Raw genomic sequence first — 12,817 nt, 5'->3', positions numbered from 1 at the left:
AAGGGAGCATGTCGTGTCCTCAGCTATCACACGTCTTATTGAATTAATGTCGCGATTGCGAGACCCCGAAACTGGTTGCCCTTGGGATCTAAAACAAAACTACAAAACCATCGCGCCCTCAACTATTGAAGAGGCTTATGAAGTCGTTGATGCAATAGAGCGTGAGTCTTATTCGGAGTTGCAAGAAGAGCTGGGTGATTTACTGTTTCAAGTTGTTTTTTATGCGCAACTTGGCCAAGAAGAAGGGCGCTTTGACTTCGAGGATATTGCATCGAGTATCACCGCAAAGTTGTTGCGACGGCATCCACATGTTTTTCCAGATGGTACTTTAGAAAGCCGTGTTGATGGTAATGAAGGAATCGACGAGACCCAGGTAAAAAAACAGTGGGAACAAATTAAACAGCAAGAAAGACATCAAAAGGGTAAGTGCGGGTTGCTCGACGATGTGCCGGTTGGAATGCCTGCTTTGAGTCGAGCGGTTAAGTTACAAAAGCGTGCTAGCCAAGTAGGTTTTGATTGGAACGATGTTGATCAGGTTTTCCTCAAGTTAGATGAAGAGGTCCAGGAGTTGAAGCAGGCAATTACGTCTGACGATCAGCTTGCTATTACGGATGAGTTAGGCGATGTACTTTTTGTAGCGGCGAACTTAGCTCGGCATTTGAAAGTTGATCCAGAGCTAGCCGCTCGCCAAGCAAACCAAAAATTTGAACGGCGTTTTGGCTATATGGAGTCGACTGTGTCAGGGAGAGGCGAAGAAATGGGGGATGTGCCTTTAGAACAGTTAGAGAATTTATGGCAAGAGGCAAAGATACTGGAGAAGTCTCAGTAACGTCGGTGTAATCGTCTTACCAATTTGCACCACGGTTTTACACTCACCCCAATCGAAAAAAGGGGGCGCTCGATAATCCCGAGCGGCCCCTTTTTTCTTAGGCTCTAAGCGATGGTGTTAGATCAGTGTTGTCGGTTTTGCGTTGAATTGCTCCGTTCGCTGCTCTGACGACGTCGTGCAGCCTGTTGAGCAACTGGGTCAGCGCGACGATTTTGTGGCTGAGCTTGAGTGTCACTGCTTGCTTGAGGGCGTTGAGCATGCGAAGTATCCGACTCTGCGGACATATTTTTACTATCGGTGGGAGCTTCCGGCTTTGCCTCTTCTGGCGCAGCACGTTTGGGCGCGGACTTTTTATCGAGGTTTAGCGCCAACTCGAGGCGCTGTCGCACATCGGTTGTCTCTTTCAGGTCTTGCAGCAGCTCGCTGATTTGTTGATTTCGTTGCGCAATTTGCTGCTCTAGCTGCTTAATTTCTTCTTCAAGAGATTTGTGTTTGGTGCGAATTCTATCTTCTTTGCTGTTAGCATCTTCTATAATGTGCTCAACTTGAATATTGGTAGACTCCAAGGTCTTTTTAACCACGGTGACAACCACTTCATTGTTGTCTCTGGGGAGAGCCTTCATTAGGCCTATGGCGTCTTCGATGCCGTATCCTAACTTAGATTGCTGGGTTTTGACTGAGGGCGGAGCGACGGGGAGATCTAGCTTACTATCATCTTCATTGAACACGTTGTCTTGAATATCGTTACTACTAGGTAATTCAATTTCTTCGAACTGATCTGATGAATCATCATCGATTGGGTTGCTGCGAGAGAAGAGTCCCATGGTGTTAACTCCTGATTGTTTGTCGCCGTTGAGTATAGCAGTCGGGATCTCTTGATGATTGGAACGAGTTATCAACCCCGATAGGCGGATGGGTAACAAGATTAAGTGATCTTTGTATACAATAGGTCGGGATACACGAGAACGCCAGGAATGCGCCATGTGTCGCGCTTCTTTAGTCGTGTTCAGCCTAGTTGTTCGAATTAAGCCCTTTTATATCAATGGGTTAGAGTGGGTCTCGGTTTTCTAAGCGTAGCTGGTTGTCTAACCACCGTGGTCCGTGTAAGGTAACCGCCTTTTTGAATAGCCCAAATCCCTTTCGGGGGACTTATAAGTGTTATGGGCGTCCTATATAGATGAGGAAAAGTCGATGCGAGTTATTTTGTTGGGAGCTCCAGGTGCTGGTAAGGGCACTCAGGCGCAGCTGATTATGGGTCAGTACGGTATTCCACAAATATCGACAGGTGATATGTTGCGTGCAGCGGTCAAAGCAGGCACACCACTAGGCCAGAAAGCGAAAGGTATTATGGAATCTGGACAGCTAATGCCTGACGATTTGATTATTGATATTGTTAAGTCGCGCATTCAAGAAGCTGATTGTGCCAACGGCTTCTTGTTTGATGGATTCCCTCGCACCATACCTCAAGCACAAGCATTGCTCGATGAAGGTATCGCAATCGACCATGTGATAGAAATTCACGTCGACGATGAAGAAATTGTCTCTCGTCTCAGCGGACGACGAGTTCATGAAGCATCAGGCCGTGTTTACCATGTTGTTCATCAACCACCGAAAGAGGAAGGTAAAGATGATGAAACAGGTGAACCTTTAGTTCAGCGAAAAGATGACACAGAAGAGACAGTTAGGCATCGCCTAAGCGTTTACCACGAACAAACAGAGCCGCTGGTAGACTTTTACAAGCAATTAACCACAGATGGTAACCCGAATGCGCCGCATTACACCCAGATTAATGGTGTTGGTGATGTAGAAGACATTAAAAAGCAATTATTTGCGGTCTTTAGCTAAGACCAAGCTGGCATAAGTGCCAAAACTTTAAAAAGACCCCCGTTGAAGTTCTTCTCGGGGGTTTTTTTATGCCTGGCTCTCAAGGTTCACCGCTGTTTAGATAATAATTCAATCGCTAAGCTGTAAAGTCACTTACCGATATCAATGCCATGTGAGTGCCATTGAATTTCGGAGAGGGGCTTACCTCAGTACCCTGCAACAACCCCAGAGATCATTACAAAAAACACCAATACCTTGGCCGGAAACAATATCATTGGTTCTTGTATCGCTATTGGACGGAGGGAATTCGGTCAGTTGTACAAAATCATGAACATCATGCACGGCCAATGATGTGAAAGAGTTTACTAGGCTAATATTTACCGAGAAAAAAGCCTGTTTCGATAGATCTAATCAGTAACAATGCGTTCCAAGGGGTGCGACGTTCAACATAAAAGACACCATTCACACGCGACAATACATCGCCGCTATCGATAGCAATTACAACATAGCGGTCAATTCAAACTTTCGGTGTGCTCATACTCGCACATGCGAGAAGCATCATTACGTGAATGCTACGTTATTCGGCAGAGTGGAATTCTTAGATTCATAGCCTTCAGGCTAGCTTCTAATATTTAATTAATCGCTGTTACGTAAATACGCGAATATCACTAACGATGTAAAAACCGTATAGCGCTGTAGTAAGTTGCTAGATCGTCTAATCCTAACGTTTAAATTGACGATTTTTGTCAGTTGAAGCGACATTTATCCTTGATTTCGTACCGTTGAGTATTTGCTGGCTGACAAACAAAATGAAAATCACCCTTTAGATCCCTCGAAATCAATACATCCCTTAAACACGATAATTAAGTTTGTTGTTTGGATTACCGCGCTCTTATCCATCATCCAAGTTGTTTTGTAACTTTGAATTTGTCTTTTCTTATTAAAAGGAACAGGTAATAAAGTTGATATTAAAATAGCTGGAAGCATCTTCATTTATTTGAAGAAATGGGAAATTAGGCAATTTAAATTGAATTTTCTTAAAAATATTCAATAAAAACGTGTTTTTAGCTAAAAAAAATGGCGAAATGCGTGCAAAACGGTTAATTTTTAAATAATATTCGCCCCGACGTCATTGACGATCACAATTTGTGCTATTGTTTTAGTTGTTTAGTCGATCGGCTTTCATTGTTGAGGAGAAAAGAAATGGCTAGAGTGGCAAAAAAGAGAAAAGCAAAAAAAGCGCCTGCTAAGGGTCGCGTAGCTGCAAAGCGTACTACCAAACCAGCTTCACCAGCGGTAGTTAAAGCTCAAGCAGCTGTGGCTAAGTTGCAAAAGGAAATCGCAGGAACTGCGAAAACCCAAGCAGCGGCCAAGAAGAAAGCAGCTGCTGCTAAGAAGAAAGCAGCTAAGTCTAAAAAAGCTGTTGATAAGCGCGCTGCGGCGGCTGCCACTAAGGCTGCTACCAAAGCTAGCACTGCAGTTAAAGGCTTGCGTGAAAAGGCTGCGAAAGCAAAACAAGTACTAGCGAAGGCGAAAGCTGTAGCGGCTGCACAAGCTGCTCAAGAAGCAGTAAAAGCGAAATTAGCTGATATGGAAGCTAAATTGGCTGCTAAAGCTGATTCTGATTTAGCTGCTGCTCTTAAGAGCTTTGAAGCTAAGTGGAAGAAGAAGCGCACTGCTGCTAATACCAAGAAAGTTAAGGCTGCTGCTAAGAAGCTAGCTGCTAAAGCCAAGGCTGCAGAGAAGAAAGCGGCTGCTAAGGTAAAAGCTGCAGAGAAGAAAGCGGCTGCCAAAGCTAAAGCGGTTGCTAAGAAAGCGGCTGCCAAAGCTAAAGTAGCTGAGCGCAAAGCGGCTGTTAAAGCTAAAGCTGCTGCTAAGAAAGCGGCTGCTAAAGCCAAAGCTGCTGAGCGTAAAGCGGCTGCTAAAGCGAAAGCTACTGCTAAGAAAGCGGCTGCGAAAGCTAAAAAAGCTACCAAGAAGCGTCCAGCGAAGAAGGCAACTGCCAAAAAAGCAACTGCCAAGAAAGCAGCTGGTCGTCCTAAGAAGTCTGCGGGTCGTCCTAAAAAGGCCGGTCGTCCAAAGGCGAAAGCTGGTGCTAAGCGTCGCGGTCGTCCAGCGAAGAAGAAGTAATTCTTCGTTAGATCAGCGAAAGCTCATAAAAACCCCTGTTGCGATGCAGCAGGGGTTTTTTGGGTTATGGCACCAGCGATTTTTAATCACCAAAGAGCGCGTTTCGCCAACCGATACTTTATAATATTGCGGATTCACCAAGCTTTTTAAGAGCCGCCAGCGACAATAACGTTTGAATTAACCCACCGTATGAATAAGCTGCTAGCCATCGATACTTCATCTTCCGCCTGTTCTGTTGCGGTCAGAAACTACAACCAAATCGTAGACGAGTTTATTTTAGCCCCTCAAGACCATATTAGACGTCTACTGTCAATGATTGACCGGTTACTCGTCAGCAGCGGCCTTCATGTCGGCGCTTTAGACGGTATTATATTCAGCGCCGGTCCGGGTTCATTTACAGGGCTAAGAATATGTTTGGGTACTGTCCAAGGTCTAGCTTTTGGTTCTGATATCCCTGTCATCCCCATTTCTACTATGCTGGCGTGTGCGCAAACTGGTGTTCGGACGAAGAACATTGCTGCTCAGTCGTTAGTTGTTCCTTGTTTTGATGCACGTATGGGAGAGGTTTATTGGTCTACTTTTGAAAACCAGCAAAATCAAACACTATTGCGCCAGGACAGTGACAAAGTGACTTCGATGGGCGCTGTTATTGTTCGAGTCGAGCAGCTGATCGAAACAGGTTCTTTTCAACAGGTTCATTTGATCGGGGATGGATGGGGGTTGTTAGATGACGAAGCTCTATCGTCTCTCAATAGAAAGCACGAAAACTTAACTATTGACGCGGCTGTTTATCCTCAAGCGCGGGACTTATTGATTTTGGCTGAGGAATACCTGAAGTATAACGAGCCAGTTTCTGCATTAGAGGCAGAACCTCATTACGTTCGCAATGAAGTTAGCTGGAAAAAAAGAGAAAAAATACGATCGTGACATTGTTTGGGCAGTACTTCTATCAAGCTGTCAAATTGCATCATCTTATTCTGGGGAGTCAAATAGTTGGACTATATACAAGTCATTGTATTGGCCTTGATCCAAGGCATTACAGAATTTCTACCCATTTCTAGTTCCGCACACTTAATACTGCCTAAAGAGGTCTTAGGGTGGCCTGATCAAGGCTTAGCGTTTGATGTAGCCGTTCATGTTGGTTCACTGGCGGCAGTAATGATTTATTTTCGCAAAGATATTTGGCAGGTGTTGCTGGCCTGGAGCGTTAGTTTTGTGCAGAGGCAGCAAACCGATGATAGTCGACTTGGCTGGTATATTATCATTGCGACCATCCCAGCGGGGCTATGCGGGGTCCTATTCAACGACTTTATCGAACTGCATTTTCGCACGACGTTCGTTATCATGCTGACAACTATCGTATTTGCGTTTGTGCTTTGGTGGGGTGATATCCGCGGAAAAAAAACCATTGAGCTCGCACAGATGACGCTTGGCCTCGCGATTGTTATCGGGTGTTCGCAAGCGTTAGCACTAATTCCGGGTACCTCACGCTCCGGAATTACTATTTCTGTGGCATTGTTGCTAGGTTTACAGCGTGATGCCGCTGCTCGATTCTCATTTTTATTGTCTATCCCAATCATTGCCGCAGGCGGTCTATTAATGGCGATCAAGCTCGCCAACGGTATAGATACGCAATGGAGCTTTGTTTTATTGGGGGTTGTGCTATCCGGTATAAGCGCTTATTGCTGTATCGCCGTATTTTTGAACGTCATTAACCGTATCGGCATGTTACCTTTTGTCGTTTATCGGCTCCTATTGGGCGTAGGCCTAGGAATCCTTTTACTGACTAACCTTTAAATGGAAACGAAAATGCTGTCTGTAGCGTTTATAGGCATGGGTGTCATGGGGGCGCCTATGGCTGGTCACCTTAAAAATGCAGGTTATGCGGTCACGGTATACAATCGAACGCATTCCAAAGCGGTTTCTTGGGTTGAGCAATACGGTGGTCAGCACGCCCCAACGCCTGCCTCGGCGGCGCAAGACAAAGATGTAGTGATCACCTGTGTGGGTAATGATGATGACTTGCGTGACGTATTGTTGGGAGAGCAGGGTGCAGTGACAGCAATGCAAGCAGGCAGTTTATTGATTGATCATACAACGGCCTCGGCTAATATTGCTCGCGAGTTGAGTGAAACATTAAAAACGTGCTCAATAGAGTTCTTAGATGCACCTGTTTCGGGTGGCGAAGCGGGCGCAAGGAATGGTCAGCTAACCATAATGGCAGGTGGAGAACGTAGTGCGTTCGAAAAGGCCGCTCCGATTTTTGATGTATACAGCAAAATGGCTCGCTTACTCGGCCCCGCAGGAAGCGGCCAACTGTGTAAAATGGTTAATCAAATATGCATAGGTGGGCTGCTTCAGGCTTTGTCAGAAGCGATCAATTTTGCAGATAACGCGGGCTTAGACCTCGAAGCGGTAATGTCTGTCATTACGAAAGGCGCAGCACAATCCTGGCAAATGGAAAATCGCTGGCAAACCATGCAACAAGGGAGTTATGAGCACGGGTTTGCTGTTGACTGGATGCGCAAAGATTTTGCTTTGGTGCTAGACGAAGCTGCGCGTAACGGGTCTACATTACCTGTTACAGCCTTGGTTGATCAGTTTTATGCCGACGTCCAATCACTTGGAGGCGGGCGTTGGGATACATCTAGTTTGCTTGCCCGAATTAAAAAACTGAAATAGGTTGTTATGAATAATCAAGAGACGGCGGTTGTTTCATTTAATCAGCAATTGCTGAAATTTCTACAGCAGTCACCAACTCCTTTCCATGCGACACAGGCGATGGTTGATCGCTTCCGTAGTTCAGGGTTTAAGGTACTTGATGAGGCAGAGAGTTGGGCGCTAACTCCTGGCGAAAAGTATCTTTTCGTGCGTAATGATTCCAGTGTGATCGCCTTCATTTACGGTAAGCAACCGTTGTTGCAAAGTGGTGTTCGCATGGTGGGGGCCCATACTGATAGTCCCTGTCTGCGCGTTAAACCGAACCCCCAATATACTCGGCAGGGCCTAATGCAGCTTGGTATTGAAGTATACGGAGGTGCTTTACTTAACCCTTGGTTTGACCGCGACCTGTCGCTAGCCGGTAGGGTAACGTTCGTTGATGAGTCTGGTGTGATTGGCAGTTGCTTGATCGACTTTAAACGCCCGATCGCGATCATTCCTAGCTTGGCAATTCACCTCGATCGAGAGGCTAACAATAGTCGTTCAATTAACGCGCAAAAAGATATCCCACCTGTTCTGGCCATTGTCAACGATGATAACGAAGTGCAGTTTTCAGATCTGTTGATTGAACAAATTCGTCATCAGCAGCCTGAGAGCAAGGTCAGTAAAATATTAAGTCACGAGCTTAGCTTTTATGACTTTCAACCACCTCAGCTAGTCGGGTTACGTCAAGATTTCATTGCGAGTGCGCGATTAGATAATTTATTAAGCTGTTTTGTCGGTATGGAAGCCATGTTAGAGGCCGATGGTGAACAAAGCTGCTTGCTCGTCTGCAATGACCACGAAGAAGTGGGTAGCCAGTCAACGAGCGGTGCTGCTGGGCCAATGCTTGCCGATTTCATTGCGCGTCTGGTATCGAATGAAAGTGAGCGCCAGCAAATTATTGCAAAAAGTTTACTTGTGTCAGCCGATAATGCGCATGCCATCCACCCAAATTTCGCGGATAAACATGATCAACACCACGGGCCATTATTAAATAAGGGGCCTGTCGTAAAAGTAAATGCGAATCAGCGCTATGCCACTAATAGTAATACACATGGCCAGTTTAACTATCTCGCTGAACAAGTTGATGTGCCGGTACAAACCTTTGTAACCAGAACGGATATGGCCTGCGGAAGTACAATTGGCCCCATTACTGCGACCGCGATTGGCGTCCCAACCTTGGATGTGGGTATCCCTACATTTGGCATGCACTCTATTCGTGAATTGGCGGGTACATTGGATGCATTTTATTTATTTAAGGTGCTAAAGCAGTTCCATGCCTCACCAATAGTTAAAAACTAGGTCTAGCTCACAACTGTCAAAAATACCCGATTTAACCTTTTACCTTCTTCGGTTAAAGTTAGCGATACGCATTTTAGCAGGAGAAAAGTGTGATCGATTTGGCAGTTTTACGGCACTTTAGTGCATTTGATGATGTTAACCCCCAACAAGTTGAACGGATTCAAGAGTACCTGACTCTGTCTACCCTCCCAAAAGGTACCTTTATACATAAACGCGGTAAGTCGATAGAAAGTTATTGCTATCTGATATCTGGGCATGTTGACTTGGTCGATAGCCAATTCAATTGTGAAAGTGTCGAAGCCGGCAGTGATCGGCAGAAGTTGGTACTGGTTGAGGGTTCTCCGTCACCGGTTTCTGCTCAGGCGAAATCCGAGGTTGAATTATTAGTCGTCGACCCTGCAGCCTTCAAAGCGCTTGCTGAGGGCGATAGTTATATTACCGACTTGAGTCACATCAATACCACGCAGCCTGGAGAGGAACTCAAAGTTCCAGGTATGGATGATGATACTGACTGGATGAGTAGCTTATTAGAAGCTCCGCTATTTACTCAAATTTCACCAGCTCAATTACAGCAAATATTCCATCGCTTTGAACCGATCGAGTGTGAGTCCGGGGATACTATCGTTAGGGAGGGTGAATCTGGAGACTACTTTTATGTCATCGAGCGAGGCGTGGTTGATGTGACAACACGCATAAAAGGATTGGTGGCGACTCTAGAAAGTGGCGATTATTTCGGTGAAGAGGCGTTGGTCGGTGAGTGTGTGCGTAATGCGACTGTTATGATGACGCAACCTGGCGTAGTCATGCGTTTGGGGCGCGATGATTTTAAAGACCTGTTACATGATCCTCTAATTCGTCATATTAACGTCTCTGCCTTTAATCAATTTGCACGTGATGGCGCGGCGTACCAGTTGGTTGATGTTCGGCTTCCCGTCGAGTATCGGGTTAGTCATGTCGAAGGGGCGATAAACATCCCATTATCTAAGCTACGCGAGCGGGTTGGAAGTTTGGATCATGGAACAACCTATATAGTTACCGACGACGGAGAGAAACGCAGCGAGGTAGCGGCTCACCTAATTGGCCAGGCGGGATATACCGCTGTTATTTTGCAGGAGGCCAACAAACACCATATCCATAGCTGAAGGGCAAGCGCTCAATAGCTTTCACCGATATAATTCTAGTATCATTACGCCCCAATTTGAGATCTATACCCGTGTAAATGTCGTTATACGTCAACTTTTAGGCGAGAGCGTAAACAAGCACGGGTTGAAGTAGGGCGTTTTCGCATGACTAAACCAAGAGTTTTAACCGGCATTACAACCACAGGTACACCCCACCTAGGCAATTATGTGGGCGCAATTCGCCCCGCGATTCAAGCCTCGCAAACAGGTGAGTATGAAGCTTTTTTCTTTTTGGCTGACTATCACGCTCTGATCAAATGTCAGACCCCCGAGTTGATTCATCAATCTACTCGCGAAATTGCAGCAACTTGGCTTGCACTAGGTTTAGACCCAGATGCGGTAACCTTCTATCGACAGTCGGATGTTCCAGAAATCACAGAGTTATGTTGGTTTCTCAACTGCATGGCCGCAAAGGGGTTAATGAATCGGGCCCACGCCTACAAGGCAGCAGTGGACGCTAATGAAAAAGCAGGTGAGGACCCAGACGCTGCGGTTACCATGGGGCTGTACGATTACCCTGTGCTAATGGCAGCGGATATTCTTATGTTCAATGCGCATCAAGTGCCTGTCGGTAAAGACCAAATTCAACATGTTGAAATGGCACGTGATATCGCGGCTCGTTTTAATCATCATTTTGGCGAACATTTCGTACTACCAAAAGCCGTAGTTGACGAAAGTGTCGCAGTACTCAGCGGCCTGGATGGTCGAAAAATGAGTAAGAGTTATAACAACACGATTCCGCTGTTTTTAGAGGAAAAGCCCTTAAAAAAACATATCAATAAAATTAAGACAAATCTTCTTGAGCCGGGTGACCCCAAAGATCCAGATGATTCAACTGTATTTGAAGTTTGGCGCGCCTTTGCGACCCCACAACAGATCGACGACATGAAACAAGCATTTGCCGATGGTATCGCTTGGGGAGAAGCAAAGAAACAGTTGTTTGAGTTGATTAATAATCAGTTGGCGGAACCTCGGGAGAGGTATAAAGAGTTGTTAGCGAACCCCGCTCAAATTGAATCGGCTCTTCAAGCCGGGGCGGAGAAAGCGCGTTTTATTAGTAGCCCATTTATGAAGGAGCTACGTAAAGCCATTGGCATCCGTCCCCTTTGATCATCCAGAGTAGACGACCTTACAATCTAAATTAAATCCCCACTTTTTATTTCAAAACTGTCAGCGCCTTTTGGTTGGCAGGCCCGCCATTCCAGGTCTAACCTTAAAGAGTAGGTCGTGCCGTAACGCATTACGGTACGACCTTTGATTTTTTCATGTAAATCAAGTAGATAGAGCTATCTGGAACTTCGGCTTCATGATGTCAGTCGCAGCGCGTTATTATTTTTTGTTGGTTATGTGGATCACTTGTCTATTGGGGGTGTATTTCGCAGATTCAAATCATGTACTAGCAGGCATTCTCACAGCTGGGTTTGTTGCTATAGCGGTCTTGATAAAAGTGGGTAATGCCGCTGATGTCACCACGGATCAAACTGCCAACCTCGAAACGTACTCATCGGTTCATCAATTCCAGAAAGTAAACAGCGGCTACGTGAAATCCTTAAACCAAGAAACTTCGCAAATGGCCGAAGAGACCTACCGCATTGTTAACACCTCCGTTAGTGCGTTGTACGAAAGTTTTCAAGGTATGTCTGAAAAGACAGCACGTGAAAATAGTTTGATGGTCCAGGTTATGGAGCGCGTAGCGGGTAGTAAGCACGACGATGGCGAAGAAGACGTCACGTTAAAATATTTTGCAAGAGAAGTAGGCAGAATATTGGATGACTATGTGCAGTTGTTTGTTGATGTTAGTGATCGCAGCGTGCAAGCCGTTCACAACATTCAAGATATGGTTCGCCAGCTGGATGGAATGTTTGTGTTAATTGCTGATATCCGAGGAATTGCCGATCAAACCAACCTGCTCGCACTCAATGCGGCAATTGAGGCTGCACGGGCAGGCGAAGCAGGGCGAGGGTTCGCGGTGGTTGCAGACGAAGTGAGAAAGCTATCGCAAGACTCCAATAACCTAAGTGCAGAAATTAGAAATAGGGCTGAGGGAGCGAAAGAAACAATTACCAAAGTGGAAGCGGTGGTTGGACAGATAGCATCCCTAGATATGAATATAGCAATCGACGCAAAAGGCCATTTGGATAGCATGCTAGCAGAGCTAGAAGAGGTCAATGCAAGTATTGCGGAGGGTGTTAAAGAGGTTTCTAGCCTTAGCGAAGGGATTGGTCGGGATGTGAATAGCGCTATTACGGCGCTACAGTTTGCAGATTTGGTAGGGCAAAAAACAGGCCGAATAAAGCAACGTATTGATCAATATTGCAATGCACTAGACATGGCAACTAAAGTAAATCCACACGGAAAGAGTTTGGATGAATTGTTCTCAGAGTCTTTGGCATTAGTAGAGAATCACATGGCTGAAAATGGAAACAATACGACAGAAGGTGATGATTCGAGTGATGCGGAATTGTTTTAATGTAGGCGATGAAAGTCGGGATAAAAGTTGGTGGTAAGAATGTATAGGACGGTGAAAGCATGACAATTCGTACAAGTAACAATGAGCGAGGAGAGTTTCTCATTACGCTTGATGAAACGTTTGATTTTAATTGTGTGGAAGATTTCAGGAGAGCATACGAGCAGTTTACGCCAAAGCCCGACGAAAATATTGTTGTGGACTTTAGAGATGCTCGGTACATTGATAGTTCCGCGTTAGGAATGCTTATAAACTTACAAAAGCATGTCCAGAATAGTCAGTGTAAGATTAAATTAATTAACCCTAACAACGACATAAGAAAAATATTCATGATCTCTCGGTTTGATAAAAAGTTTGATATTAGTTAACACATCATAAACT

The 12,817-nt window shown here is 45.4% G+C and carries 12 protein-coding genes; 11 read left to right on the top strand and 1 reads right to left on the bottom strand.

Features of this window, described 5'->3' with window-relative positions:
- Positions 1-13 precede the first annotated feature (13 nt).
- Positions 14-829: a nucleoside triphosphate pyrophosphohydrolase gene (gene mazG / locus ACZ5NB_RS11630; RefSeq protein ID WP_460233784.1), complete on the top strand. Its 816-nt coding sequence runs from the start codon at positions 14-16 to the stop codon at positions 827-829.
- Positions 830-951: 122 nt separating this feature from the next.
- Here mazG and ACZ5NB_RS11625 read toward each other — a convergent pair whose 3' ends face one another.
- Positions 952-1,812 (bottom strand): coiled-coil domain-containing protein, encoded by an 861-nt coding sequence (locus ACZ5NB_RS11625; RefSeq protein WP_460233783.1) that lies wholly within the window; start codon positions 1,810-1,812, stop codon positions 952-954.
- A gap of 208 nt (positions 1,813-2,020) precedes the next feature.
- On the opposite strand from ACZ5NB_RS11625, the gene adk reads away from it, so the two are divergent.
- From adk to ACZ5NB_RS11575, 10 genes are all read left to right on the top strand, one after another.
- Positions 2,021-2,674, top strand: a complete 654-nt coding sequence (adk, locus tag ACZ5NB_RS11620; RefSeq protein ID WP_460233782.1) for an adenylate kinase — start codon at positions 2,021-2,023, stop codon at positions 2,672-2,674.
- A gap of 1,182 nt (positions 2,675-3,856) precedes the next feature.
- Positions 3,857-4,783 (top strand): hypothetical protein, encoded by a 927-nt coding sequence (locus tag ACZ5NB_RS11615; protein WP_460233781.1) that lies wholly within the window; start codon positions 3,857-3,859, stop codon positions 4,781-4,783.
- 189 nt (positions 4,784-4,972) lie between these two features.
- Complete coding sequence (gene tsaB, locus ACZ5NB_RS11610; protein ID WP_460233780.1) at positions 4,973-5,710, top strand: tRNA (adenosine(37)-N6)-threonylcarbamoyltransferase complex dimerization subunit type 1 TsaB; 738 nt, start codon at positions 4,973-4,975, stop codon at positions 5,708-5,710.
- 66 nt (positions 5,711-5,776) lie between these two features.
- Entirely contained in the window at positions 5,777-6,580 is an 804-nt protein-coding gene (locus ACZ5NB_RS11605; protein ID WP_460233779.1) for an undecaprenyl-diphosphate phosphatase, read from the top strand.
- 12 nt (positions 6,581-6,592) lie between these two features.
- On the top strand, positions 6,593-7,465 hold the full coding sequence (locus ACZ5NB_RS11600; RefSeq protein WP_460233778.1) for an NAD(P)-dependent oxidoreductase: 873 nt from the start codon (positions 6,593-6,595) through the stop codon (positions 7,463-7,465).
- A gap of 6 nt (positions 7,466-7,471) precedes the next feature.
- Entirely contained in the window at positions 7,472-8,788 is a 1,317-nt protein-coding gene (locus ACZ5NB_RS11595; protein ID WP_460233777.1) for a M18 family aminopeptidase, read from the top strand.
- 89 nt (positions 8,789-8,877) lie between these two features.
- Positions 8,878-9,930, top strand: a complete 1,053-nt coding sequence (locus tag ACZ5NB_RS11590) for a cyclic nucleotide-binding domain-containing protein (RefSeq protein WP_460233776.1) — start codon at positions 8,878-8,880, stop codon at positions 9,928-9,930.
- Positions 9,931-10,074: 144 nt separating this feature from the next.
- The gene (locus ACZ5NB_RS11585) at positions 10,075-11,079 is read left to right on the top strand and encodes a tryptophan--tRNA ligase (RefSeq protein ID WP_460233775.1); all 1,005 of its coding nucleotides are present in this window, start codon (positions 10,075-10,077) and stop codon (positions 11,077-11,079) included.
- Positions 11,080-11,275: 196 nt separating this feature from the next.
- The gene (locus ACZ5NB_RS11580; protein ID WP_460233774.1) at positions 11,276-12,439 is read left to right on the top strand and encodes a methyl-accepting chemotaxis protein; all 1,164 of its coding nucleotides are present in this window, start codon (positions 11,276-11,278) and stop codon (positions 12,437-12,439) included.
- Positions 12,440-12,498: 59 nt separating this feature from the next.
- Positions 12,499-12,804, top strand: coding sequence for an STAS domain-containing protein (locus ACZ5NB_RS11575; RefSeq protein WP_460233773.1), 306 nt, complete (start codon positions 12,499-12,501; stop codon positions 12,802-12,804).
- The last annotated feature ends 13 nt before the right edge of the window (positions 12,805-12,817 follow it).

It is taken from the genome of Aurantivibrio plasticivorans (assembly GCF_055392955.1).
Note: the sequence above shows the minus strand (reverse complement) of the source record. Positions and strands in the feature narration are given on the sequence as shown.